The sequence below is a fragment of the Belnapia arida genome, from assembly GCF_016773205.1.
GTDB lineage: Bacteria > Pseudomonadota > Alphaproteobacteria > Acetobacterales > Acetobacteraceae > Belnapia > Belnapia arida.
Map to the genome: position 1 here is coordinate 16,199 of NZ_JAETWB010000001.1, position 22,952 is coordinate 39,150.

At 72.7% G+C, this 22,952-nt stretch carries 25 protein-coding genes; 19 read left to right on the plus strand and 6 right to left on the minus strand.

Annotated elements, in window-relative coordinates; all coding sequences use genetic code 11:
* Positions 1-45: 45 nt before the first annotated feature.
* Positions 46-1,446, minus strand: coding sequence for a threonine synthase (thrC, locus tag JMJ56_RS00095; RefSeq protein ID WP_202829583.1), 1,401 nt, complete (start codon positions 1,444-1,446; stop codon positions 46-48).
* A gap of 11 nt (positions 1,447-1,457) precedes the next feature.
* Entirely contained in the window at positions 1,458-1,622 is a 165-nt protein-coding gene (locus JMJ56_RS00100; protein WP_202829584.1) for a hypothetical protein, read from the minus strand.
* Positions 1,623-1,764: 142 nt separating this feature from the next.
* Between JMJ56_RS00100 and JMJ56_RS00105 the strand changes: the two genes are divergently transcribed.
* Genes JMJ56_RS00105 through JMJ56_RS00115 form a run of 3 tightly spaced genes read left to right on the plus strand, consistent with a single transcriptional unit; the run spans position 1,765 to position 3,338 of the window.
* Positions 1,765-1,980 carry a hypothetical protein gene (locus JMJ56_RS00105; protein WP_202829585.1) on the plus strand — a complete coding sequence of 72 codons (216 nt, stop codon included), beginning with the start codon at positions 1,765-1,767 and terminating at the stop codon, positions 1,978-1,980.
* On the plus strand, positions 1,977-2,567 hold the full coding sequence (locus tag JMJ56_RS00110) for a DUF938 domain-containing protein (protein ID WP_202829586.1): 591 nt from the start codon (positions 1,977-1,979) through the stop codon (positions 2,565-2,567). Before JMJ56_RS00105 ends, JMJ56_RS00110 begins: the two co-directional genes overlap by 4 nt.
* Positions 2,568-2,570: 3 nt before the next feature.
* The gene (locus tag JMJ56_RS00115; protein ID WP_202829587.1) at positions 2,571-3,338 is read left to right on the plus strand and encodes an SIR2 family NAD-dependent protein deacylase; all 768 of its coding nucleotides are present in this window, start codon (positions 2,571-2,573) and stop codon (positions 3,336-3,338) included.
* Positions 3,339-3,348: 10 nt separating this feature from the next.
* On the opposite strand, the gene JMJ56_RS00120 is transcribed toward JMJ56_RS00115, so the two are convergent.
* Both JMJ56_RS00120 and JMJ56_RS00125 read right to left on the minus strand, forming a co-directional pair.
* A complete protein-coding gene (locus JMJ56_RS00120; protein ID WP_202829588.1) occupies positions 3,349-3,939 on the minus strand; it encodes an NADPH-dependent FMN reductase in 591 nt (196 codons plus the stop codon).
* Between the two features lie 17 nt (positions 3,940-3,956).
* Positions 3,957-5,219 (minus strand): NAD(P)/FAD-dependent oxidoreductase, encoded by a 1,263-nt coding sequence (locus JMJ56_RS00125; protein WP_202829589.1) that lies wholly within the window; start codon positions 5,217-5,219, stop codon positions 3,957-3,959.
* Positions 5,220-5,334: 115 nt separating this feature from the next.
* On the opposite strand from JMJ56_RS00125, the gene JMJ56_RS00130 reads away from it, so the two are divergent.
* The 14 genes from JMJ56_RS00130 (at position 5,335) to JMJ56_RS00195 (ending at position 19,416) form a co-directional block, all read left to right on the plus strand.
* A complete protein-coding gene (locus JMJ56_RS00130; RefSeq protein ID WP_202829590.1) occupies positions 5,335-7,677 on the plus strand; it encodes a xanthine dehydrogenase family protein molybdopterin-binding subunit in 2,343 nt (780 codons plus the stop codon).
* A gap of 67 nt (positions 7,678-7,744) precedes the next feature.
* A complete protein-coding gene (locus tag JMJ56_RS00135) occupies positions 7,745-9,076 on the plus strand; it encodes a TldD/PmbA family protein (protein WP_202829591.1) in 1,332 nt (443 codons plus the stop codon).
* Between the two features lie 62 nt (positions 9,077-9,138).
* Positions 9,139-10,086, plus strand: a complete 948-nt coding sequence (locus JMJ56_RS00140; protein ID WP_202829592.1) for a TIM44-like domain-containing protein — start codon at positions 9,139-9,141, stop codon at positions 10,084-10,086.
* A gap of 133 nt (positions 10,087-10,219) precedes the next feature.
* On the plus strand, positions 10,220-10,405 hold the full coding sequence (locus tag JMJ56_RS00145; RefSeq protein WP_202829593.1) for a hypothetical protein: 186 nt from the start codon (positions 10,220-10,222) through the stop codon (positions 10,403-10,405).
* Between the two features lie 147 nt (positions 10,406-10,552).
* Positions 10,553-11,242 (plus strand): lysophospholipid acyltransferase family protein, encoded by a 690-nt coding sequence (locus JMJ56_RS00150; protein ID WP_202829594.1) that lies wholly within the window; start codon positions 10,553-10,555, stop codon positions 11,240-11,242.
* Positions 11,239-12,552: a 3-deoxy-D-manno-octulosonic acid transferase gene (locus JMJ56_RS00155; protein WP_202829595.1), complete on the plus strand. Its 1,314-nt coding sequence runs from the start codon at positions 11,239-11,241 to the stop codon at positions 12,550-12,552. The genes JMJ56_RS00150 and JMJ56_RS00155 overlap by 4 nt, the downstream gene beginning before the upstream one ends.
* Positions 12,553-12,570: 18 nt before the next feature.
* Positions 12,571-13,560, plus strand: coding sequence for a tetraacyldisaccharide 4'-kinase (gene lpxK / locus JMJ56_RS00160; protein WP_202829596.1), 990 nt, complete (start codon positions 12,571-12,573; stop codon positions 13,558-13,560).
* A gap of 1 nt (position 13,561) precedes the next feature.
* Complete coding sequence (locus JMJ56_RS00165) at positions 13,562-14,425, plus strand: lysophospholipid acyltransferase family protein (RefSeq protein WP_202829597.1); 864 nt, start codon at positions 13,562-13,564, stop codon at positions 14,423-14,425.
* Between the two features lie 68 nt (positions 14,426-14,493).
* Positions 14,494-15,075 (plus strand): TetR/AcrR family transcriptional regulator, encoded by a 582-nt coding sequence (locus JMJ56_RS00170; RefSeq protein ID WP_202829598.1) that lies wholly within the window; start codon positions 14,494-14,496, stop codon positions 15,073-15,075.
* Entirely contained in the window at positions 15,072-15,287 is a 216-nt protein-coding gene (locus JMJ56_RS00175) for a hypothetical protein (protein WP_202829599.1), read from the plus strand. Before JMJ56_RS00170 ends, JMJ56_RS00175 begins: the two co-directional genes overlap by 4 nt.
* Positions 15,284-16,324, plus strand: coding sequence for an HlyD family efflux transporter periplasmic adaptor subunit (locus JMJ56_RS00180; RefSeq protein ID WP_202829600.1), 1,041 nt, complete (start codon positions 15,284-15,286; stop codon positions 16,322-16,324). Before JMJ56_RS00175 ends, JMJ56_RS00180 begins: the two co-directional genes overlap by 4 nt.
* Entirely contained in the window at positions 16,321-17,604 is a 1,284-nt protein-coding gene (gene devC, locus JMJ56_RS00185; protein WP_202829601.1) for an ABC transporter permease DevC, read from the plus strand. Before JMJ56_RS00180 ends, devC begins: the two co-directional genes overlap by 4 nt.
* On the plus strand, positions 17,604-18,311 hold the full coding sequence (locus JMJ56_RS00190; protein ID WP_202829602.1) for an ATP-binding cassette domain-containing protein: 708 nt from the start codon (positions 17,604-17,606) through the stop codon (positions 18,309-18,311). Before devC ends, JMJ56_RS00190 begins: the two co-directional genes overlap by 1 nt.
* An 82-nt stretch (positions 18,312-18,393) precedes the next feature.
* A complete protein-coding gene (locus tag JMJ56_RS00195) occupies positions 18,394-19,416 on the plus strand; it encodes an amino acid ABC transporter substrate-binding protein (protein ID WP_202829603.1) in 1,023 nt (340 codons plus the stop codon).
* 29 nt (positions 19,417-19,445) lie between these two features.
* Here the strand turns inward: JMJ56_RS00195 and JMJ56_RS00200 are convergent, their stop codons facing one another.
* Together JMJ56_RS00200 and rph are read right to left on the minus strand one after the other, a co-directional pair.
* On the minus strand, positions 19,446-20,090 hold the full coding sequence (locus JMJ56_RS00200) for a non-canonical purine NTP pyrophosphatase (protein WP_456318774.1): 645 nt from the start codon (positions 20,088-20,090) through the stop codon (positions 19,446-19,448).
* Positions 20,047-20,769: a ribonuclease PH gene (gene rph / locus JMJ56_RS00205; RefSeq protein ID WP_202829604.1), complete on the minus strand. Its 723-nt coding sequence runs from the start codon at positions 20,767-20,769 to the stop codon at positions 20,047-20,049. Before rph ends, JMJ56_RS00200 begins: the two co-directional genes overlap by 44 nt.
* Positions 20,770-20,825: 56 nt before the next feature.
* Between rph and JMJ56_RS00210 the strand changes: the two genes are divergently transcribed.
* Together JMJ56_RS00210 and JMJ56_RS00215 are read left to right on the plus strand one after the other, a co-directional pair.
* On the plus strand, positions 20,826-21,224 hold the full coding sequence (locus JMJ56_RS00210; RefSeq protein ID WP_202829605.1) for a VOC family protein: 399 nt from the start codon (positions 20,826-20,828) through the stop codon (positions 21,222-21,224).
* A 32-nt stretch (positions 21,225-21,256) separates the two neighbouring features.
* The gene (locus tag JMJ56_RS00215) at positions 21,257-22,882 is read left to right on the plus strand and encodes an ABC transporter substrate-binding protein (RefSeq protein WP_202829606.1); all 1,626 of its coding nucleotides are present in this window, start codon (positions 21,257-21,259) and stop codon (positions 22,880-22,882) included.
* The last annotated feature ends 70 nt before the right edge of the window (positions 22,883-22,952 follow it).

Sequence of the window (22,952 nt, forward strand, 5' to 3'; positions counted from 1 at the left end):
ATATGGGGCGGTGGCCGGGCTTCGGCGAGGGATAGGGCCAGCCGGCTAATTCCGCCTTGCATGGCTGCGCACCAGCGCCTCCACCGTGCCGAGATCGGGAGTGGCGATGCTGTAGCGCTCCTCCCGCTCGTAGAGATCCGCGAGCCGCGGCGGCAGCGGCGGGCGGAGGCCGATCGCCGCCTCCACCGCATCGGGGAATTTCGCCGGATGCGCCGTGGCCGCGACGACCACCGGGATCGACCGGTCCTCCGGCGCCAGCGCCCGCGCCGCCGCCGTGCCGATCGCGGTATGCGGGTCGGCAAGGTACCCCGCCGCCTGCCAGAGATGCCGGATCTCGCCGAGCGTCCCTGCATCGTCGAGGGTGAAGCCGTGGAACAGCCCCGTCGCCTCGCGCCAGGCGGCATCCGGCACCGGCATCCGCCCCTCGGCGCGGAAGCGCCCCATCACAGCCGCCGTCGCCGCCCCGTCGCGGCCCAGCAGCTCGAAGAGCAGCCGCTCGAAATTGGAGCTGACCTGGATATCCATGCTCGGCGAGAGGCTCGGCTCCACCGGGCGCATCGACATGTCGTTCGAGGCGAGGAAGCGCGCCAGGATGTTGTTGCGGTTGGCGCCGATGATCAGTCGCTCCACCGGCAGCCCCATCTGCCGCACCGCCCAGGCCGCGAGCACATTGCCGAAATTCCCCGTGGGCACCGAGAAGGCGACGGGCCGGTCCGGCGCCCCGAGCGCCAGCGCCGCATGGGCATAGTAGGGAATCTGCGCCGCGACCCGTGCCCAGTTGATCGAGTTGACGGCGGCCAGCCGCATCTCCAGGCGGAAAGGGGCGTCGTTGAACATCGCCTTCACCAGGTCCTGGCAGTCGTCGAAGCTGCCCTGAATGGCGAGGTTGGCGACGTTCGGCGAGAGCACCGTCGTCATCTGCCGCCGCTGCACCTCGGAGGTCCGCCCTTCCGGGTGCAGCATGACGAGGTCGATGGCGCTGCGGTCCCGGCAGGCCTCGATCGCCGCCGAGCCGGTATCGCCGGAGGTGGCGCCGACGATGGTGATGCGTTCCCCACGCTGCGCCAGGGCATGGTCGAAGAGCCGCCCTAGCAGCTGCATCGCCATGTCCTTGAAGGCGAGCGTCGGCCCGTGGAACAGCTCCAACGCGAAGCAGCGCGCATCGAGCTGGACGAGCGGCGCGATGGCCGGGTGGCCGAAGCCGGCATAGGCCTCCCCCGTCATCCTACGTAGCGTCTCGAAGGAGAGGGACTCGCCGGCGAAGGGGTGGATCAGCCGCGCCGCCAGCTCGGCATAGGGCAGGCCGCGCAGCCCCCGCCACTCGGCGGCCGACAGGCTCGGCCAGGATTCGGGCAGGAAAAGCCCGCCATCCTCGGCGAGGCCCGCCAGCAGGACGCCTTCGAAATCACGGGGCGCGGCCTCGCCGCGGGTGCTGAGATACTGCATCGCGGGCCAATCTAGTCGGTCCGAGCTTCCGGCGGGAGGGGCGGGCCGAAGACAAGCTCGATCCAGGCCAGGAACATCGCTTCCGGATCGATCCTCGGCCCGGCGGCGAATAGGCCGTCCCACGGCACCGCCGGCTCAACCGGCCTTGGCCTCGCCGTCGGTTCGTGCGTCGGCACGGCGCTCGCCCTGCTCCTGCGCTCGCCGCCGGCCCGGCCGCTGGACGCGGTTGGGATACCAGGCCCGAGTGAGGGCGGCCGCACCGTATTGAACCTGTTACATCAGATGACTAGGTTGCGGGCGCTGTTGGAGTCATGTGCCATGAGTGCCCCGGTTTCCGTCCGGCTCGGCATGCCGGCCCTGCCCCTGCGAATCGAAGCATCGCCCCGGAAGGGCTGCGCCAAGCCGAGCGTCATCCTCGCCACCCATGTGATGGCAATCTCCAAGCGGCAGGCGCGGCGGACCGGGGCGCGGATCACGCCCGAGGAACTGCGCCAGATGCGGGAACGGATCGCCATCCCCCTCGGCCTCGCATGACCGACCTCCGCCGCCACGCCCCTGCAACGCTTCGGAACCGCGAGCCGCTCCTCGCCACCCTCCGCCGCCACCTGCCCGCCACCGGCCTCGTCCTCGAGGTCGCCAGCGGCAGCGGCGAGCACGCCGCCTTCCTCGCCGCCGCCCTGCCGCATCTCGCCTTCCAACCGACCGAGCGCGACCCGGAGGCGGTGCCCGGCATCGACGCCTGGTGCGCCGGCCTGCCCAATTGCCGCCCAGGCCTCCTGCTCGACGCGACGGAGCCCGGCTGGCCGGCCGCCGATGCCGTACTTTGCGTCAACATGATCCACATCGCGCCCTGGGCGGCGACGCTCGGCCTGATGCGCGGCGGCGCCGCCAGCCTGCCGCCCGGCGGGCCGCTGATCCTCTACGGCCCCTTCAAGCGGGGCGGCGCCCATACCGCGCCGGGCAATGCCGCCTTCGATGCCGACCTCCGCGCCCGCGACCCGGCCTGGGGCCTCCGCGACCTCGAGGCGGTCGCGGAGGCCGCGGCGGCGGAAGGCTTCGCCCCGCCCATTGTCGAGCCCATGCCGGCGAACAACCTCACCCTGGTCTTTCACCGGAGCTGAGCCATGGACGACCGCGACATCGCCGACCGTGACATCGCTGACCTTCGGGGCATGATCGAGGCCGCGCGCCGCGTCGTCGTCTTCACCGGCGCCGGCATCAGCACCGAATCCGGCATCCCCGACTTCCGCAGCCCCGGCGGGGTGTGGGAGCAGATGAAGCCGATCATGTTCCAGGACTTCCTCGCCTCCGCCGAGGCCCGGCGCGAGAGCTGGCGCCGCCGCTTCGCCGCCGATGCCCGGCTGCGCGCCGCCGAGCCCAATCGCGGCCACCGCGCCGTCGCCCGGCTGGTGCGCGAGGGCAAGGTCGCCGAGGTCATCACCCAGAACATCGACGGCCTGCACCAGGCCTCCGGCGTACCGGAAGCGCAGGTGATCGAGCTGCACGGCAACACCACCTACGGCGCCTGCCTCGACTGCGCCGCCCGCTACTCGATCGGGGAGCTGCGCGAGGATTTCGAGCGCAGCGGCGACATCCCCGACTGCCGCCGCTGCGGCGGCCTCATCAAGACCGCGACCATCAGCTTCGGCCAGTCCATGCCGGAAGGCCCGATGCGCCGCGCGCAGGAGGCGGTGCTGGCCGCCGATCTCTGCCTCGTCCTCGGCTCCTCGCTGGTGGTCTACCCGGCCGCCGGCTTCCCGGAGCTGGCGAAGCGCATCGGCGCGCAGCTCGCCATCGTCAACAACCAGGAGACCGGGCTCGACGACGTCGCCGACCTCGTCATCCACCGCGGCATTGGCGACGTGCTCGGCGGCGCGGTCGGGGTGAATTGAGGCGGGCGGCTCAGTAGGGCGGCGCCTGCCGCTCCCGCTGTGCCCTCCCTGCATCCACCCACCATTCGAAATCGGCCGCGAAGCGCGGAAAGGCCCGCTCCAGCGCCGCCCCGACATCGCCCGTGGGCTTGCCCTCCGCATTCAGCGCCGCGGTGACCGGCCCCGCCATCAGCGTGCTCGAGATGACGACCATCCCCATCTCCGACAGCGTCCCGTGCCAGACGAGGTTGGCCCGAGCCCCGCCGAGCCGCCCGGCGGAGTAGCTGGCGATCGCCGCCGGCCGCCAGAACCACTCCTCGAGGAAGTGGTCGGTGAGGTTCTTCAGCCCCGGTTGCACGCCCCAATTATACTCGCCGGTGACGAAGACGAAGCCGTCCGCCCGGCGCAGCTTGCCGGCCAGCGCCTCCATCGCCTCCGGCGCCTGGCCCTTCGGGTATTCCTTGTACATCCGGTCCAGCATCGGCAGCCCGACCGCCTGCGCGTCGATCAGCTCCGCCGCGTCGCCCCGCGCGGCGAAGCCCTCGGTCACGTAGCGCGCCAGCCGGATGCCGGTGCGGTCCGACCGGTAGGAGCCGTAGAAGACCAGGATCGACCGTGCCATCGACTATCTCCCTTGCGTCAGGCCGCCATCCCGCGCCGCAGGAACCGCTCCGCCCGGTAGGCCTCCGGGCTGACGAAAGGCTGCTCGCCCGTCATCATCTCGGCCAGCATCCGCCCCGTCGTCGGCCCGAGCGTCAGCCCCTGATGCGCATGGCCGAAGGCGCACCACGCCCCCACCTGCCCGGGCAGCCGGCCGATGACCGGCAGCATGTCCGGCGTGCAGGGGCGGACGCCCATCCAAGGCATGCCCTCCACCCGCTCGCCGAGCGGCAGCAGCCCGCGCGCCACCGGCTCCGCCTGCTCGAGCTGCACCGGGGTCGGCGGCGCACCGGGCCGGGCGAATTCCGCCCCCGTCGTCAGCCTTATGCCGGCCCGCATCGGCGCCAGCAGGAAGCCGCTCTCGGTGTCGAGGATCGGCCGGTGCAGCACCGCGTTGCCGCGGAGGCCGTAATGCATGTGGTAGCCGCGCTTGCCGAAGAGCGGCGGCGCATAGCCGAGCGGCCGCGTCACCTCGCCCGCCGCGGCGCCGAGGGCGATGACGACCTCGGCCGCCTCCACCTCGCCCTCCGCGGTCCGCACCGTCCAGCCCGAGCCCGCGCGCCGCAGCGTCGCCGCATCGCCGATCCGGAAGGCGCCGCCCTCGGCGCGGAAGAAGCCGGCATAGGCCAAGGTCAGCGCATGCGGGTCGCTGACCGAGAGCGGGTCCGTCCAATGGATCGCCCCCGCCCGCGCCGCCAGCAGGTGCGGCTCCGCCTCGGCCAGCGCCGCGCCGTCGAGGGCAACGAAATTGACGTCATACTCGCGCCGCGCCTGCTCCGCCTGGGCCAGCGCCGCCTCCAGCATCGGGGTCGAACTGTAGAGCCGCATCCAGCCGATCGGCCGCAGCAGCGCCATCGCCTCGGTGCCGCGCGCCAGGGCCAGGTGCTCGTCGAGGCAGGTGCGGATCAGCGCCGCATGGCCCTCGACGGCCGCCGCGTAGCGCGCCGGCTCGGAATGCCACCAGTAGCGCAGCAGCGGCGCCATGACGCCGGGCATGGCGAGCGGGTGGTAGCGCACGTCGATCGAGCGGTTCCGAGCCACCCGCCCGATCTCGCCCACCCCGCGCGGGAAGGGATGCGGGAAGACCGCCTCGCGCTGGATCAGCCCGCCATTGCCGAAGGAGGCGCCCTCGCCGGGCTCCCGCCGGTCGACCAGCGCCACGTCGTAGCCGCGCCGCCGGAGGTGCAGCGCGACCGAGACGCCGACCATCCCGGCGCCGAGCACGATGGCTGATCGAGGCATCCCGTCCTTCCGCTGATGAGTGCAGGCCGAGGCTACATCGCCCCGCCGGGGCTGTCGCCCCCCGCCCGGCCGCTGCTAGGCTCGGCCCCGACGATACGGGTCGAGGAGCGCGGGTATGGTGGCGGATGGCATGGAGGCCGGGTTCGGCCGCTTCGGCAGCGGCCAGAAGGTGCGGCGCATCGAGGATGAGGCGCTGCTCTCCGGCACCGGCCGCTTCACCGACGACTTCTCGCTGCCCGGCCAGGCGCATTGCGTCTTCCTCCGCTCGCCCCATGCCCATGCCCGCGTCACCGGCATCGACACGGCGGCGGCGCTGGCGATGCCGGGGGTCCTCGCCGTCATCACCGGCGCCGAGCTGACGGAGGCCGGGGTGAAGCCGCTCGGCGTCGCGCTGCCCTTCAAGCGGCCGGACGGCTCGCCGCTCGCCGCCCCGCCGCGGACGATCCTGGCGACCGACATGGTCCGCTTCGCCGGCGAGGCGGTCGCCGCCATCATCGCCGAGAGCCCCGGCCAGGCTCGCGACGCCGCCGAGGCCGTCGAGGTCGGGTACGAGGAGCTGCCCGCCGTCATCGGCCTCGCCCGCGCCAGCGCCCCGGGCGCCCCGCTGGTCTGGCCGGCCGCCACCGGCAACGTCGTCGCCGAGACCCATTACGGCGACACGGCGGCCGCCGAAGCGGCCTTCGCCCGCGCCGCGCACAGCGTCTCGCTCGATATCGTCAACCAGCGCCTCGCCCCGGCCTCGATGGAGCCGCGCATGGCGCTCGCCGAGTTCGACGCGGCGAGCGGCCGCATCACCCTCCGCCTCAGCAGCCAGATGCCCTCCGGCGCGCGCGACACGCTGGCAAAGGAGATCCTCGGCATCGACCCCGCGCAGGTGCGCGTCCTGGTCGGCGATGTCGGCGGCGGCTTCGGCATGAAGACCGGCCTCTACCCGGAGGACGGCGTCGTCGCCTTCGCCGCCCGCAAGCTCGGCCGCCCGGTGAAGTGGGCGGCGACGCGGCTCGAGGACTTCCTCTCCGCGACCCATGGCCGCGACACCGAGAGCCGCGCCGAGCTCGCCCTCGATGCCGAGGGTAAGGTCCTCGCCCTCCGCGTGAAGACGCTCGCTGATATGGGCGCCTACCAGCGCGCCTCGGGCGTCGCCATCCAGCTGATGATCGGCCCCTGGGTCTCGACCAGCATCTACGACATCACGACGATCGACCTGCGCTTCACCGCGCTGCTGACCAACACCACGCCGACCGCGCCCTATCGCGGTGCCGGACGGCCGGAGGCGATCTACCTGATCGAACGGCTGATGGACGCCGCCGCGCGGAAGATGGGCATGGACCCGGCGGAGCTGCGCCGCCGCAACATGATCCGCCCGGAGCAGATGCCCTACACCAATGCCATGGGCCAGACCTATGACAGCGGCAGCTTCGCCCGGATCCTCGACGAGGGGCTGAAGGCCGCCGACTGGGGCAGCTTCCCCGCCCGCTTCGACGCCTCGGGGACACGGGGCAGGCTGCGCGGGCGCGGCATCGCCACCTTCCTCGAATGGACCGGCGGCAACGTCTTCGAGGAGCGCGTCACCGTCGCGGTGAAGGGCGAGGGCGAGATCGAGGTCTACGCCACGACCCAGGCCATGGGCCAGGGCATCGCCACCAGCTACGCCCAGCTCGCCGTCGACGTCTTCGGCGTGCCCATCGAGCAGATCAAGGTGGTGCTCGGCGATTCCGACCGCGGCAGCGGCTTCGGCAGCGCCGGCTCGCGCTCGCTCTTCACCGCCGGCTCGGCGATCAAGGTCGCCTCCGACCGCGCGGTCGACACCGCGAAGGACCTCGCCGCCGAGGCGCTGGAGGCCGCCGCCGCCGACCTCGAATACCGCGACGCCGTCATCAGCGTCGCCGGCACCGACCGCCGCATCGGCCTCTACGACCTCGCCGCGCGGCAGCCGGAGGGCCGCATCCTCGTCGACATCAGCCACTCCGTCTCCGGCCCCACCTGGCCGAACGGCTGCCACATCTGCGAGGTGGAGGTCGATCCCGACACTGGCGAGGTCGAAGTGCTCTCCTACGTCTCGGCCAATGACGCCGGTCGCGTCGTCAACCCGCTGATCGTCGAGGGCCAGATCGTCGGCGGCGCGCTGCAGGGCATCGGCCAGGCGCTCTCCGAGCTGGTCGCCTACGACCCGGAGAACGGCCAGCCGCTCTCGGCCAGCTTCATGGACTACGGCATGCCGCGCGCCGACCTCGCCCATGGCTACGTCACGCAGCTCGACCAGTCGATCCCCTGCCGCACCAACCCGCTTGGGGTGAAGGGCGTCGGCGAGCTCGGCACCATCGGCGCGACGCCGGCCGTGGTCAGCGCCATCGCCGATGCGCTGGCCCGCGCCGGCCAGGAGGCGGCGGCCCTTCGCCTGCAGATGCCGCTGACGCCGCCCCGGGTCTGGGCCGCGCTCCAGGGCGCTGCCGGCTGAGGCCTGCGGGGCGGGGCCCAGGCATTTGCCTGCTTCGCCCCCGCCCGGCTTGGTCTAGGGTGCGGCCATGACCTCCCATGCCGAACTCCTCCAGGACCTGGTCGCCGCCGCCCGCCGGGCCGGCGCCGATGCCGCGGATGCGCTGCTGGTCGCCTCCGCCTCGCTCTCCGTCCAGCGCCGCCTCGGCAAGATCGAGCAGCTGGAAAGGGCGGAAGGCTTCGACCTCGGCCTCCGCGTCTTCCTCGGCCAGCGCCAGGCCATCGTCTCCTCGACCGACCCCTCGCCGCGCGGCTTCCAGGCCCTGGCCGAGCGCGCCGTCGCCATGGCCCGCGTCGTGCCGGAAGACCCCTTCGCCGGCCTGCCCGACGCGCCGGACGGGCTGATCGCCTCCGCCCTCGAGCTGGAGGACCCGTCGGAGCCCAGCGCCGAGGCGCTCATCGCCCGCTGCGCCGCCGCCGAGGATGCGGCGCTCGCCATCGCCGGCGTGACCAATTCCGAGGGCGCCGAGGCCGGCTTCTCCCGCTACACGATTGCCCTCGCCGCCTCGAACGGCTTCGCCGGCGAGTATGCCCGCACCAGCCACTCCATCTCCGCCACCGCCCTGGCCGGGCAGGGGACGGGAATGGAGCGCGACTACGACTACAGCAGCGCCGTCTTCCTCGCCGACCTGGAGGATGCCGCCGCCATCGGCCGCCGCGCCGGCGAGAAGGCGGTCGCCCGCCTCAACCCGACCCGGCCGAAGACTGCCCGCATCCCCGTGGTCTATGACCCACGCGTCGCAACCTCGCTGCTCGGCCACCTCGCGGGTGCCATCAATGGCGCCGCCGTGGCGCGAGGGACGAGCTTCCTGCGCGACCGGCTCGGCCAGCGCGTCATGGCCGCCGGCCTCTCGGTGATCGACGACCCGACCCGCCGCCGCGGCTTCCGCAGCCGGCCCTTCGATGGCGAGGGGATGCAGGGCATCCGCCGCAGCATCGTCGAGGACGGGGTGCTCACCACCTGGATCCTCGACTGGCGCAGCGCCCGCCAGCTCGGCATGGCCTCCACCGGCCATGCCAGCCGCGGCACCGGCGGCCCGCCCGGCCCGGCGCCGACCAACCTCTACCTCGCCCCGGGCAGCCTGACGCCGACCGCGCTGATGGCCGATATCCGCGAGGGGCTCTACGTCACCGAGCTGATCGGCATGGGCGTCAACGGCGTCACCGGCGACTACAGCCGCGGCGCCGCCGGCTTCATGATCCGCGACGGCGTCTTGGCCGAGCCGGTCTCCGAGGTCACCATCGCCGGCAACGTGAAGGACATGCTGCTCCACATGACGCCGGCGGACGACCTCGAATTCCGCCGTGGCACCGACAGCCCGACGGTGCGCGTCGAGGGCCTGACCATGGCAGGCGGATGATGCAATTGGCGGCGCAGCTCCCTATATTGCCGATAATTCAGAAATATGGAGATTCGGTCCTGATGCGTCGCCCCGCCCTCTTCCTCGCCGCCGCCGTCCTGGCGCTGGCCCCCGCGCTGGCGGATGCTCGGCCGGGTGGCGGCACCTCGACCGGCAGCCGCGGCAGCCGCACCTACAGCGCCCCGCCGGCCACCAGCACGGCGCCCAATACCGCCCGGCCGATGGAGCGTTCGATGGACGCCGGCCGCCCGGCTGCGACCGCCGGCCAGCAGGCCACCCGCCCGCCGATCGGCCAACCCAACCCGGCCGGCGGCTTCTTCTCCCGCTCGCCCTTCATGGCCGGGATGATGGGCGGCCTGATCGGCGTCGGCCTCGGCGGCCTGCTCTTCGGCAATGGCCTGTTCAGCGGCTTCACCGGCATCGGCTCCATCTTCGGCCTGCTGCTGCAGATTGGGCTGATCTTTCTCCTGGTCCGGCTGGTGATGGGCTTCATCCGCCGCCGCCAGCCGCAGCCGGCCATGGCCGGCATGCCGCAGGGCATGGCCCGCGAGGCGATGGACGGCCCGCGCCCGGTCGGTGGCGCCGGCGGCGCGCCTTCCGCCGCCATCCAGGTCACGCCGGCCGACTTCCAGGCCTTCGAAGCGGCCCTCCAGCGCATCAACGCGGCCTGGAACAGCCACGACGAGGCCGGGATGCGCGCCGTCGCCACGCCTGAGATGCTGCGCTACTTCGGCGACGACCTGGCCGATCTCGACCGCCGCGGCCTCCGCAACGAGACCCGCGACATCAAGCTGGAGCAGGGCGACCTCGCCGAGGCCTGGCGCGAGGGCAGCCGGGAGTTCGCCACGGTCGCCATGCGCTTCTCGATGATCGACGTGACCCGCCGGGTCAGCGACGGCACGGTGGTCGAGGGTGACCCCAACCGCCGCACCGAGGCGACCGAACTCTGGACCTTCCTGCGGGTCCAGGGCGGCCCCTGGATGCTCTCGGCGATCCAGCAGACCGGCTGAGAACTTTCAACATTCCGTCACAAACGCGCCGCCATTCCGGTTAGGAGTGGCGGCGCAGTCGTAATTGTGGCCGGCTGGGACCAAATCATGGCATAACCATGGCAGACCCTGTCCCATTCGCCGGAGGCCCGTTATGATCCCGCTTTGCTTCCTGGCCGTCCTTGCCGCCGTCGGTGGCCTTGCCGCCGTCGGCCTCGCCCTGAGCACCGCAGCCGCCTCGGCCCTGTTGCTGGCCGCGCCGCTGCTCGGCCTCGTCTCCCTTGCCAGCGGCCTTGCCGCCGCCGTCCTGGCGCTGCGCCGGACGAGCGTCTTCGCCTAGACCTCTCCGCAAAGCCGCCTGGCGGCTTTGCGTTGACCCTGGAGTTTCCGTGTCTCCCATGGCGCAGCCATGAAGGCGCGCCTCGCCCTCCCTATTCCGGCTCCGCATGGGGCGTGCTAGGGCGGCGGGCCCCATGCCTCGCCCGCCATGTTCCGCCGCCTGATCCGGCATCCCACGACCCAGGCGGCCTTCGCCAAGGCGCTCGGCCTCTATCTGGCCCTGGTCTTCCGCACCACGCGCTGGACCTTGCTGGGCGAGCCCCACCTGGCCGCCGCCCTCGGCGCCGAAGGCCGCCCCATTCTCGCCGCCTTCTGGCATGAGCGGCTGCCGATGATGCCGATGCTCTGGCTGCGCGCCCGCGCCGCCGAGCCTCGCCTCGCCACCGTCCGCGCCCATGTACTGGTGTCCCGCCACCGCGACGGCCGCTTCATCGGCGACATCGTGCGGCGCTTCCGGCTGGAACTGGTGCATGCCTCCACCTCGCGCGGCGGCGCCACCGGCATGCGCCAGCTGCTGCGGGTGCTGGGGCAGGGGGATATGGTCGTCATCACCCCGGACGGCCCCCGCGGCCCGCGCCGCCGCGCCGCCCCCGGCGTCGCCCAGTTGGCGGCGCTGGCCGGCGTTCCCGTCCTGCCCTGCGCCGCCCAGAGCAGCCGCGCCCGCCTGCTGCGAAGCTGGGACCGGATGGTGCTGCCGCTACCCTTCGCCCGCGGCGTGCTGGTGATGGGCCCGCCCGTCCCGGTGGAGCGCGCCGCCCCGCTCGCCGCCCTGCCGGCGATCGAGGCCGCGCTCACCGCGGCCTGCGATGCTGCCGATGCCTGGGTCGCCGCCGGATGAGCCTTGCCGGCCTCGCCTGGCGATGCGGCGCGACGCTCGCCTCCCCGCTGCTGCCGTTCTGGCTGCGCCTCCGCCGGCGCCGCGGCAAGGAGATCGCCGCCCGCCTGCCGGAGCGCCGCGGCCTCGCCGCCGCCCGCCCGCCCGGGCCCCTGCTCTGGCTGCACGCCGCCAGCATCGGCGAGACGCTCTCGCTGCTGCCCGTGCTGGATGCGCTCGCCGCCCGCGCCCCGGGCCTCACCATGCTGCTGACCACCGGCACCGTCACCAGCGCCGCGCTGCTCGAACGCCGCCTTCCCGCCGCGCTTCGCCCGCGGGTGATCCATCGCTTCGTCCCGCTCGACGTCCCTGCCTGGGTTGCCCGCTTCCTCGACGCCTGGCGGCCCGACGCGGCCGGCCTCGTCGAATCGGAGCTCTGGCCGAACCTGATCCGCGCCGCCCGCGCCCGCCGCCTGCCGCTGGTGCTGATCAATGGTCGCCTCTCCGCCCGCTCCGCCGCCCGCTGGCGCCTCGCCCCGGAGCTGGGGCGGGAGCTGATGGCCGCCTTCAGCCTGATCCTGGCACAGAGCGGTGCCGACGCCGCCCGCTTCGCCGCTCTAGGCGCCCGCGAGGTCCGTGCCCCCGGCAACCTGAAGGAGGCCGCGCCTCCGCTTCCGGCTGACCCCGCGGCCCTCGCGGCGCTGCGGGCCGCCATCGGCTCCCGTCCGGTCCTGCTCGGCGCCGCTACCCACCCGGGTGAGGAGGCGATGCTGATCGCCGCCCATCACCAGCTTGCCGCCGAATTCTCCGGCCTGCTGACCATCCTCGTCCCCCGTCACCCCGAGCGCGGCGCCGCCGTCGCCGCCGGGGCCGGCAGCCTTCCCACCATCTGCCGCAGCACCGGCGCCCTCCCGGGGCCGGGGATGGCTCTCTACGTCGCCGACACGCTGGGCGAACTCGGCCTCTTCTACCGCCTGGCCCATGTCGCCCTGGTCGGCGGGTCCCTCGTGCCGCATGGCGGGCAGAACCCGCTGGAGCCGGCCCGGCTCGGCTGCCCCATCCTGCTCGGCCCGCACACCGGCAATTTCGCCGATATCGCGTCGAGGTTGCTGGCCGCCGGCGGTGCTCGCCTGGTCAGCCCGCCCGAGCCGGGGGCGCTGGCAGAGGCCATCCGCGCCGTGCTATCCAACCCGGATCATGGCCGAAATCTGGCAGAGGCCGCCGCCGCCGCCGTCGCGCCGGCCGCCACCCTGCCGGACCAGGTGGCCGAGGCGCTGCTGCACCTGCTGCCAGCCGCCGGGGATGAGGACCGATCGACGCCCGATGCCCAGTGACGCGATGACCACCGCCTGATGCGCGCCCCGGATTTCTGGGGCGGCGACGGCTCCGGCCTGTTGCCGCTGCTGCTCTCCCCCATCGCCTCGCTCTATGGCGCGGCGACGGCGCGGCGCATGGCGAAGCCCGGCTGGCAGGCCCCGGTGCCGGTGATCTGCTGCGGCAACGCCACCGCGGGCGGCGCCGGCAAGACCACGGTCTCGCTCGATCTCGGCCAGCGCCTGGCCAATCGCGGCATCGCCGTGCATTTCCTCCTCCGCGGCTATGGCGGCAAGCTGCGTGGCCCCGTCCGCGTCGACCCCGCCATCCATGACAGCCAGGCGGTCGGCGATGAGGCCCTGCTGCTCGCCGCCGAGCGCCCGGCCTGGATCTCGGCCGACCGCGCCGCCGGCGCCCGGGCCGCCATCGCCGCTGGCGCCCAGGCGATCATCCTCGATGACGGGCTGCAGAACCCGACGCTGGAGAAGGACCTCTCCTTCCTCATCGTCGACGGCAATTTCGGCTTCGGCAACAACCGCATCATCCCCGCCGGGCCGCTGCGCGAGCCGGTCGCCGCCGCCGCCGCCCGCTGCCGCGCCGCCATCATCATCGGCGAGGACGAGGCCGATGCGGCGAGCCTGCTGCCTCCCGGCACCCGCATCCTCCGCGCCTATCAGCGCCCTGCGCCCGAGGCATCGATGCTCGCCGGCCAGCCGGTCCACGCCTTCTGCGGCATTGGCAACCCGAAGAAGTTCTTCGCCACCCTGGCCGAGGTCGGCGCCGTCGTCGCCGGCCGCGCGCCCTTCGCCGACCACTACCCCTTCGACGAGGGCGACATGCGCGAGATCCTGGCCGAGGCCGACCGGCTGCGCGCCATCCCCGTCACCACCCGCAAGGACTTCGTCCGCATCCCGGCCGCGTTCCGCAGCCGGGTGACGGTGGTGAACATCGGCCTGGAATGGGAGGACACGGCAGCGATCGAGGCGTTGCTCGACCCACTCGCCCAGCGGGTGCCGATCCCGGCCTGACATGAGCGGCTTCCAGCACCGGCTCGAGACCGCAGCCGCCCGGCTGCTGCTCGGCCTCTCGCGCCGGCTCGGCCCTCGCCGCGCCTCCGACTTCGGCGGCTGGCTGGCGCGCAGCATCGGCCCGCTGCTGCCCGTCACCCGCACCGCCCGCCGCAACCTGACCCGCGCCCTGCCAGGCCTCGCCGCTGCCGAGCGCGACCGCGTGGTGCGCGCCATGTGGGAGAATCTGGGCCGCACTGCCGCCGAGCTGGCCCATCTGCCGGCGCTCGAGTGGGAGATGGAGGGGAGGGAGCACCTCGAGCCCATCGCCGAGTGCGGCGGCCCCGCCATCCTCGTCTCCGGACATATCGGCAACTGGGAGGTGCTGCCCCCCGCGCTCGCCACCATGGGCATCCGCATGGGCAGCGTCTACCGTGCAGCCGACAACGCCGAGGTCGATGCCCTCATCGCCGCCTGCCGCGCCGAGGCCGTGGCCGGCGATCCGCTGCCGCTCTTCCCGAAGGGCTCCGCCGGCGCCCGGGCCGCGCTGCGCTACCTGTCGCAAGGCGGCGTCCTCGGCATGCTCGCCGACCAGAAGCTGAACGACGGCATCGCCGTCCCGCTGCTCGGCCTGCCGGCGATGACCGCCCCGGCGCCGGCCCAGCTGGCGCTGCGCTTCGGCTGCCCGATCATCCCCGGCCGCGTCCAGCGCCTCGGCCCCTGCCGCTTTCGCCTAGTGGTGGAGCCGCCCCTCCCGGTTCCGCCGGGCGAGGACCGCCAGGCGCAGATCCTAGCGCTGACCACGGCGGTCAACGACCGCCTCTCCGCCTGGATCGCTGAGCGCCCGGCCGAATGGCTCTGGCTGCACCGCCGCTGGCCGGCCTGACGGCGGTGTGACTATACCGGCTGGACGGTTTGCTTGACGAACCGTCCAGCCGGTATAGTGTTGTCACCATGATGGATGGTTCGATTCACCCAACGCCGGTCGATGCCCGCACCCGCATCCTCGATGCGGCCGAATCACTGGTTCGCGCCAAGGGCGTCGCCGGCCTCACTCTGGAAGCCGCCGCCCGCCTCGCCGGCGTCTCGAAAGGCGGGCTGCTCTACCATTTCGCCTCCAAGGAGGCGTTGCTGACCGGCCTCATCGCCCGCATGGCCGAGTTCATGGCGGAGGATTTCGCCGCTGGCGTTGCCGCCCAGCCGGAAGGTCCCGGCCGCGTTGCCCGCGCCATGCTCGCCTGGGGCTTCGGTCAGACGCCGGAGGCGATGAACGAGCGCTGCGACCGCGCCGCCGCCGTCTTCCTCGCCACCTTCCATCACGACCCGGCCCTGCTCGACCCGGTGCGTGCCGTCATCGCCGGCATGCGTCGGCAGGTTGCGGAGGACGGGTTGCCCCCCGGCATCGGCGGCGTCGTCATGGCCGCAGGGGATGGGCTGTTCGTCGCGCGTATCTTCGGCACCTACACCCCGTTGCCCGAGGAGCTGGATGCCATGCACGCCACCCTCTCCCGCCTGATCGAGGAGGCCCTGCCATGAGGCTGTCCACCGCGCTCGCCGGCGCCTTCCTCACCATGCTGGCGGCCGGCGCCGCCGCCGGCACGCAGTACCACCCCGTCATGCCCGGCCTCTTCGGCCTGATCGGTAACTGCCTGCGCGGTGGCCCGCCGGACAGCGCGCTGCTCGCCTTCGACGTGCTAGACGAGGCGGAATTCCTGGCCCTGCTGGAGCCCGAGGCGCCCTCGCAGTGAAGCGCCGCGCGGCCCTGCTCGGCCTGTTGCTGGTGGCCCTGACGGGGGCCGGCCTCGCCTGGGTCCGCCTCTCCGCCCGCGAGGCCGCGCCCATCACCTCCGCCGAGGCCGCGCCCCTGCCGCCGCCCGGCGTCGGCGCCCTCGGCCGGGTGGAGCCCGCCAGCCGCATCCGCCGCCTCAACCCGCCGGGCGGCATGGCCGTTACCCGCCTGGACCGGTTGCTGGTCACCGAGGGAGACCGAGTCGAGGCCGGCCAGCTCATCGCCGAATTCGGCGATCTGGCGCAGAAGGAGGCCGCCATCGCCCAAGCCGAGGCGCAGCTCGCCCAAAGCCGCGCCGAGCTGGCCCGCATCCGCGCCGCCGGCAGGCCGGAGGAGGTCGCCGCCCAGCGCGCCCGGATCGACGCGCTCCGCTTCGCCGAATCGAGTGCCCGCCGCGACGCCGAGCGGGCCGAGGCGCTGGTCCCCTCCGGCGCCGGCGGCGCGGCGCCGGCCGAGCGGGCCCGCTTCGCCGCCGCCCGTACCGCCGCCGAGCGCGCCGAGGCCGAGGCCACGCTGCAGCGCCTGCTGGTCCCGCGCCCGGAGGATCTCGCCGTCGCCGAGACCGAGGTCCTGTCCGCCGAGGCCGCCCTCGCCAAGGCCCGGGCGGATGCCACCCTCTCCCGCGTGACGGCCCCCATCGCCGGCACCATTCTCAAGATCTATGCCCGCCCCGGCGACCAGGTCGGCAGCGACGGACTGCTCGACCTCGCCGACCTCACCCGGCTGGACGTGGTCGCCGATGTCTACGAGACGGATGTCCCCCGCCTCCGCCAGGGCGCCCCCGCCGAGGTCATCGTCCCCGGCGACCCGCGGCGCTACCCGGCCGAGCTGCGCGAGATTGGCTGGCTGGTCCGCCGCACCACCCAGGCCGGCACGGACCCGGTCGCCGCCGTCGATGCCCGCACGGTCGAGGTCCGCCTCACCCTCTCGCCTGAGGGCCGTGCCGCGCTCGAGCGCCGCGCCGGCATGCAGGTGCAGGTCTCAATCCAGCCATGAACGCCGTCCCCCGCACCGCGCCGGCGGCCGAGGCCACCCTGCTGCCCTGGGCGCCCGAGCTCACCGGTGACGCCGCGGCGGCCGCGCCCTCGCCGCCGCCGCGCGCCACGCCCGTCCTCGGCGCGCTCTGGCTGCCGCTGCGCCTCGCCTGGCGCCAGCTCCGCGCCGAGCGAGCCCGTCTCGCCTCGGCCATCGCCGGTGTGCTCTTCGCCTGCGTCCTCGTCTTCATGCAGCTTGGCTTCCGCTCGGCCCTGTTCGACAGCGCGACGGCGCTGCTCTCGGCGATGCGCGCCGACATCTTCCTGATGCACCCGCTGACCACGGTGAGCTTCAAGCCGGAGATGCTGCCGCGCATCCGCGCCAGCCAAGCCATGGCGCTGCCCGAAGTGCAGGCCGCCGTCCCCGTCTATCTGGCGCAGGCCACCTGGCGGAACCCGGAGGACGGCACCCGCCGCCCCGTCCAGCTCGTTGGCTTCGACACCGAATCCGGAGTGATGAACTTCCCCGGCCTCGCCCCGCTGATCGAGACGCTGAAGCGCCCCGACGCCATGGCCTTCGACCGCCGCTCCCGCCCCGAATTCGGCGCCGTCCCCCGCCTGCTGGCGGAGCGCGGCCCCTTCAAGGTCCAGGTCGGTAACCGCCAGATGGAGGTCGTGGGCCTGGTCGAGATCGGCCCCTCCTTCGGCGCCGACGGCAACATCGTCATGTCGGAGGTGAATTTCCGCCGCGTGGTGAAGGAGCGCCAGGCGAGCCAGGTCGATCTCGTCGCCATCAGGCTCCGCCCCGGCGCCGACCGCGAGGCCGCCGTCGCCCGCCTGCGGGCCCTGCTCCCCGCCGATGTCATGGTGATGAGCCAGCCCCAGCTCGTCGCTCATGAGCGCAACTACTGGGAGACGGCGACGCCGATCGGCTTCATCTTCGCCTTCGGCAGCCTGATGGGCCTCATCGTCGGGATGGTGATCGTCTACCAGATCCTGTTCAGCGACATCGCCAGCCACCTGCGCGAATACGCCACGCTGAAGGCCATCGGCTATTCCAACTTCTTCCTCGGCCGCGCCGTGCTCTCGGCCGCGCTGATCCTCGCCGTGCTCGGCTTCCTCCCCGGTCTCGCCATCTCGACGCTGCTCTACGACGTGGTGGGGAAGGGGACCTTCCTGCCGCTCGAGATGGACGCCTCGCGCGCGCTCAGCGTCTTCGCCATGATCTTCACCATGTGCGGACTGGCCGGGCTGCTGGCGATGCGTAAGCTCCGCGACGCCAACCCGGCCGACATGTTCTGATGACGCCGTCCCCCGTCGCCCTCCGCGGGGTCACCTACGCCTACGGCACCGGCGACCTTGCCCGCCCGGTGCTGCGCGATGTCGATCTCACCGTCGCTCCCGGCGAGGTCGTGCTGCTCACCGGCCCTTCCGGCAGCGGCAAGACCACGCTGCTGACGCTGATCGGCGCACTCCGCGCCTTGCAGCAGGGCAGCGCCACCGTGCTCGGCCAGCAACTCGCCGGCGCCTCGGAGCGCGAGCGCACCGCGCTCCGGCGCCGCATCGGCTTCATCTTCCAGCAGCACAACCTGCTCGGCTTCCTCACCGCCCGCCAGAACGTGGCGATGGCCCTCGAGCTCGACCCCGCCACCACCGAGCGCGGGCGCCTCGCCCGCGCCGGGGAGATGCTCGCCGCCGTCGGCCTCGCCGACAAATGCGAGAGCCGGCCGGACCAGCTCTCCGGCGGCCAGCGCCAGCGCGTCGCCGTCGCCCGCGCGCTCGCCGGCCAGCCCGGCCTCATCCTCGCCGACGAGCCGACCGCGGCGCTCGACCGCCAATCGGGCGGCGATGTCGTCCGCCTGCTGCGCGACCTTGCCCGCCGCCGCGGCGTGCCGATCCTGATGGTGACGCACGACCCGCGCATCCTCGACATCGCCGACCGCATCATTGCGATGGAAGATGGGCGCATCCTGCCTGCAAACGAGGCAGATGCCGTCCAGGCGCACTGAATTGCCCGCTGCTTCGCGTTGACATGACGAAGGCGTAACCGCGAGCATCGCCCCCAGGATCAAACAGGGCAGGCCAAACATCATGCTGACACGAGGCATCATCGCCGCGGCCGCATTCGCTTGCGCGCTGCTCGGCCCCGCCACCGCCCGCGCCCAGCAGACGCTGGAGGCGATCAAGGCCCGCGGCCAGCTCGTCTGCGGCATCGGCACCGGCGTCGCCGGCTTCGGCCTGCCGGACAGCCGCGGTGTCTGGCAGGGCATGGACATAGACCTCTGCCGCGGCCTCGCCGTCGCCATCTTCAACGACGTCAACAAGGTCCGCTTCGTCCCGCTCTCCTCCTCGACGCGCTTCACCGCCCTCGGCGCCGGCGAGGTCGATGTGCTGTTCCGCACCAGCACCCAGACCATGCTGCGCGACGTGACGCTCGGCCTCCGCCATGTCGTCACCTATTTCTATGACGGCCACGGCTTCATCGTCCGCGCCAACTCGGTGCAGAAGGTGGCCGAGATGCGCGACGCGACCATCTGCCTCGTCCAGGGCACGACCAACGAGCAGGTCACGGCCGACTACTTCCGCAGCATCAACACGCCCTTCCGCCCGCTGCTCTTCGAGCGCACCGACCAGGCGACGGCGGCGCTCCAGGCCGGCCGCTGCGACAGCTTCGGCACCGATGCCTCGCAGCTCGCCGGCGTCCGCTCCACCATGGCGAAGCCCGCCGACTGGACCATCCTGCCGGAGCGCTTCAGCAAGGAGCCCTACGGCGCTTATATCCGCCGCGACGACCAGCAATGGTTCGACGTGGTGCGCTGGTACACCACGGCGCTGATCGAGGCCGAGGAGCAGGGCGTCACCCAGGCCAATGCCGAGGAGATGCGCCGCACCAGTCCGAACCCCAACACCCGCCGCCTGCTCGGCGTCACGCCCGAGCTGGGCGAGGCGCTGAAGCTCGACCGCAGCTGGGCCTACAACGCGGTCCGCGCCCTCGGGAATTACGGCGAGCTCTACGACCGCTCCTTCGGCCCCGAGACGAATATCGACCTGCCGCGTGGGCCGAACCGGCTCTGGACCCAAGGCGGCCTCGTCTACGCCCTGCCGATGCGCTGAAGCATGGAGCCATCCGGATCGCCGGAGGCCTAAGCGGTGAGGCAGGCCTCCCGCAACAGCGCGAAGGCCCGCGCCCGGTGGCTGATGGCGTGCTTCGCCGCCGGCTCCATCTCGCCGAAGGTCTCCGCGCCGCCTTCGGGGAGGAACATCGGGTCGTAGCCGAAGCCCCGCTCGCCGCGCGGCGGATGCACCCAGGTGCCATGCACCTCGCCGAGGAAGCCCTCGCTGTGCCCATCCGGCCAGGCCAGGACGAGGGCGCAGGAGAACCAGGCATGGCGGTCGGGGAAGGGCGCGGCCAGTGCGGCGACCTTCGCCATCGCCATCGCATAGTCCCGCCCGCCGCCCGGCAGCTCGGCCCAGTCCGCCGTCCTCACCCCCGGATCGCCGCCGAGCGCGGCGACCGAGAAGCCGCTGTCATCGGCCAGCGCCGGCAGCCCCGTTGCGCGCGCCGCCGCCAGCGCCTTGATCCGTGCGTTGCCGAGGAAGCTGTCCTCGGTCTCCTCCGGCACCGGCAGGCCGAGCGCCCCGGCCGCCACGACCTCCATGCCGAAAGGTGCGAGCAGTTCGGCGACCTCGCGCCGCTTCCCCTCGTTGTGGGTGGCGATCACCAGCCGTCCACGCTGAAGAACCCTAGCCAATGCCAACCGCCGCACGCTGCCGCTTGAACAGTTCATTGGTCCCCTGCCGCGCTAGCTTCAGCAGCGCCAGCAGCTCCGCCTCGGAGAAGGGCTCGCCCTCCGCCGTGCCCTGCACCTCGACCATGCCGCCCTTGCCGGTGAGGACGAAATTGGCATCCGTCTGCGCCTTGCTGTCCTCGTCATAGTCGAGGTCGAGCACCGGCGTGCCCTGCCAGATGCCGCAGGACACCGCCGCCACCTGGTCGCGCAGCGGCACGGTGCCGATGACATTCATCTTCATGCAGTGCCGGAAGGCGAGGTGCAGCGCCACCCAGCCGCCGGTGATGCTGGCGCAGCGCGTGCCGCCATCGGCCGTCAACACGTCGCAATCGACGGTGATGGACATCTCGCCCATCGCCTTGAGGTCGGTCACGGCCCGCAAGCTGCGGCCGATCAGCCGCTGGATCTCCTGCGTCCGGCCGGACTGCTTGCCCCGCGCCGCCTCGCGGTCGGAGCGCGTATGCGTCGCGCGCGGCAGCATGCCGTACTCGGCCGTGACCCAGCCCTGGCCGGTGCCGCGCAGGAAGGGCGGCACCCGGCTCTCGACGCTCGCGGTGCAGAGCACCTCGGTATTGCCCATGCGGATGCGGCAGGAGCCCTCCGCATGCCGGGCGACATTGGGCTCGAGGATGACGGAGCGCAGCGCATCGGGCGCGCGACCAGAGGGACGGTTCATGGCGCGCGGGGTAGCACCGGCGGGCGGGGAAGGCGAGGGGGCGCTATACTACCGCAATGGCCATACTCCGCTTCCGCTACGACCACATCCATCTCCGCGCCCGCGACCCGGCGGCGATGGCGCGCTTCTTCGTCGACCTCTTCGGCGCCGAATGCCGCCCCGAGGGCCGCGACGGCCGCTACGAGCTGACCCTCGACGGCCAGCTCTTGCTGATCGCCCCGTCCAACCCGGACTTCCCGGCCGAACCCGCCCCCGGCTTTCCGCATCTCGGGCTCGAGCATATCGGCCTCGGCGTCGATGACCTGGACGCCGCCTGCGCGCAGCTGCGCAGCCTCGGCGCCGACATCGCCATCGGGCCGCTCGCGGCCGGCGCATTCCGCCTCGCCTTCATCCGCGGCCCGGAGGGAGTGATGGTCGAGTTGCTGGAGCGGCCCGCTGAGCACGATCCTTGCTAGGGCAGGGGAGGCATCCATCGGAGTAGCCCGCCTTGCGCCTCGCCACCCGCCTCGCCATCCCCCTCGCCCTGGGCGCCGCCATCGCCCTGCCGCTCCCCGCCGCCGCGCAGCAGCCCGCCGTGCCTCAAAAGGTGCTGCGCATCGCCATGACCGCCTCCGACGTGCCGACCACATCCGGCATGCCGAACAACGGCTCCGAGGGCATGCGCTTCCTTGGCTTCCCGGTCTTCGAGCCGCTGGTCGACTGGGACCTCACCAGCGCCGACAAGCCCGCCGATATCCGCCCCGGCCTCGCCACCGCCTGGGAGCAGGATGCCGCCGATCCGCGCAAATGGCGCTTCACCCTGCGCCAGGGCGTCAGCTTCCATGATGGCAGCGCCTTCAACGCCGGGGCGGTGATCTGGAACCTCGACCGCTTCTACCGCAACGACAGCCCGCAATTCGATGCCGCCGGCGCCGCCCTTGCCCGCGGCCGCGTCTCCATCATGACGGGCTACCGCAAGATCGACGACGGCACGGTCGAGCTCGAGACCTCGCGCCCCGTCTCCTACCTGCCCTATCTCCTCACCTGGATCCTCTTCACCTCGCCCCAGAGCTGGGAGGCGAACGGCCGCGACTGGTCCAAGGTGGCGACAGCCGGCGCCGCCGGCACCGGCCCCTTCCGCATCAGCCGCTTCGTCCCCCGGCAATCGGCCGAGCTCTCGCGCAACGACGCCTACTGGAACCCTGAGCGCAAGCCGAAGCTCGACCGCATCCTGCTGCTGCCCATGCCGGAGGCGAATACCCGCCTCGCCGCGCTGCGGTCCGGCCAGGTGGACTGGATCGAGGTACCGCCGCCGGATGCCATCCCCTCGCTGCGCTCGGGCGGCTTCCAGGTCATCATCAACTCCTACCCGCATGTCTGGCCCTGGATCTTCGCGGCCGGCAAGCCGGGCAGCCCGACCGCCGATGTGCGCGTCCGCCAGGCGCTCAACTACTGCTTCGATCGTGACGGCATGACGACCCTGCTGAACGGCACGGCGGAACCCTCCATCGGCTTCTACAAGGGGAACGACCCCCTCTTCGGCCAGCCGCAGAACCGCTACCGGCTGGACGCCGCCCGCGGCAAGGCGCTGCTGGCTGAGGCCGGCTACGGGCCGCAGCGGCCGCTGAAGCTCACCATCGGCATCTCCACCAGCGGCTCCGGCCAGATGCTGCCGCTGCCGATGAACGAGTACCTGCAGCAGTCGCTGAAGGAGAACTGCGGCGTCGAGATCGGCTTCCAGGTAGTCGAGTGGAATACGCTGCTCGCCGGCCTGCGCGCCGAGCCCGGCGCGCCGCAATGGCTCGGCGCCGATGCGCTGAACATCAGCCTCGTCTCCTCCGACGCCTCGCAGATGGCGCGCTGGTTCCTCTCCTCCAACGCGACGCCGGCGGGCTCCAATGCCGGCCACTGGCGCGACGCCGAGTTCGACGCCGCCTTCGCCGCGGTGGAGACGGAGCGCGACCCGGAGCGCATCCGCGCCGCGCTGCGCCGCGCGCATGAGCGGTTGGTGGACGGCGCCCCCTGGCTCTACATCGTCCACGACCTCAACCCGCGCGCCATGACCCGGCGCGTGCGCGGCTTCAACTCGGCCCAGTCCTGGTATCAGGACCTGACGCGCGTGGACCTGCAATGAGGCGCCGGATGCCATTGTTTTGGGCAGGGGCGTTCGACGGCTCGGGTTCGGTCCCGGCCGGACGCCTTGC

What these genes read in the sequence shown, in the direction of transcription:
- thrC (WP_202829583.1), bottom strand. Translation starts at nt 1,446, where the DNA reads ATGCAGTATCTCAGCACCCGCGGCGAGGCCGCGCCCCGTGATTTCGAA.
- JMJ56_RS00105 (WP_202829585.1), top strand. Translation starts at nt 1,765, where the DNA reads ATGAGTGCCCCGGTTTCCGTCCGGCTCGGCATGCCGGCCCTGCCCCTG.
- JMJ56_RS00110 (WP_202829586.1), top strand. Translation starts at nt 1,977, where the DNA reads ATGACCGACCTCCGCCGCCACGCCCCTGCAACGCTTCGGAACCGCGAG.
- JMJ56_RS00115 (WP_202829587.1), top strand. Translation starts at nt 2,571, where the DNA reads ATGGACGACCGCGACATCGCCGACCGTGACATCGCTGACCTTCGGGGC.
- JMJ56_RS00120 (WP_202829588.1), bottom strand. Translation starts at nt 3,939, where the DNA reads ATGGCACGGTCGATCCTGGTCTTCTACGGCTCCTACCGGTCGGACCGC.
- JMJ56_RS00125 (WP_202829589.1), bottom strand. Translation starts at nt 5,219, where the DNA reads ATGCCTCGATCAGCCATCGTGCTCGGCGCCGGGATGGTCGGCGTCTCG.
- JMJ56_RS00130 (WP_202829590.1), top strand. Translation starts at nt 5,335, where the DNA reads ATGGTGGCGGATGGCATGGAGGCCGGGTTCGGCCGCTTCGGCAGCGGC.
- JMJ56_RS00135 (WP_202829591.1), top strand. Translation starts at nt 7,745, where the DNA reads ATGACCTCCCATGCCGAACTCCTCCAGGACCTGGTCGCCGCCGCCCGC.
- JMJ56_RS00140 (WP_202829592.1), top strand. Translation starts at nt 9,139, where the DNA reads ATGCGTCGCCCCGCCCTCTTCCTCGCCGCCGCCGTCCTGGCGCTGGCC.
- JMJ56_RS00145 (WP_202829593.1), top strand. Translation starts at nt 10,220, where the DNA reads ATGATCCCGCTTTGCTTCCTGGCCGTCCTTGCCGCCGTCGGTGGCCTT.
- JMJ56_RS00150 (WP_202829594.1), top strand. Translation starts at nt 10,553, where the DNA reads ATGTTCCGCCGCCTGATCCGGCATCCCACGACCCAGGCGGCCTTCGCC.
- JMJ56_RS00155 (WP_202829595.1), top strand. Translation starts at nt 11,239, where the DNA reads ATGAGCCTTGCCGGCCTCGCCTGGCGATGCGGCGCGACGCTCGCCTCC.
- lpxK (WP_202829596.1), top strand. Translation starts at nt 12,571, where the DNA reads ATGCGCGCCCCGGATTTCTGGGGCGGCGACGGCTCCGGCCTGTTGCCG.
- JMJ56_RS00165 (WP_202829597.1), top strand. Translation starts at nt 13,562, where the DNA reads ATGAGCGGCTTCCAGCACCGGCTCGAGACCGCAGCCGCCCGGCTGCTG.
- JMJ56_RS00170 (WP_202829598.1), top strand. Translation starts at nt 14,494, where the DNA reads ATGATGGATGGTTCGATTCACCCAACGCCGGTCGATGCCCGCACCCGC.
- JMJ56_RS00175 (WP_202829599.1), top strand. Translation starts at nt 15,072, where the DNA reads ATGAGGCTGTCCACCGCGCTCGCCGGCGCCTTCCTCACCATGCTGGCG.
- devC (WP_202829601.1), top strand. Translation starts at nt 16,321, where the DNA reads ATGAACGCCGTCCCCCGCACCGCGCCGGCGGCCGAGGCCACCCTGCTG.
- JMJ56_RS00190 (WP_202829602.1), top strand. Translation starts at nt 17,604, where the DNA reads ATGACGCCGTCCCCCGTCGCCCTCCGCGGGGTCACCTACGCCTACGGC.
- JMJ56_RS00195 (WP_202829603.1), top strand. Translation starts at nt 18,394, where the DNA reads ATGCTGACACGAGGCATCATCGCCGCGGCCGCATTCGCTTGCGCGCTG.
- JMJ56_RS00200 (WP_456318774.1), bottom strand. Translation starts at nt 20,090, where the DNA reads ATGAACTGTTCAAGCGGCAGCGTGCGGCGGTTGGCATTGGCTAGGGTT.
- rph (WP_202829604.1), bottom strand. Translation starts at nt 20,769, where the DNA reads ATGAACCGTCCCTCTGGTCGCGCGCCCGATGCGCTGCGCTCCGTCATC.
- JMJ56_RS00210 (WP_202829605.1), top strand. Translation starts at nt 20,826, where the DNA reads ATGGCCATACTCCGCTTCCGCTACGACCACATCCATCTCCGCGCCCGC.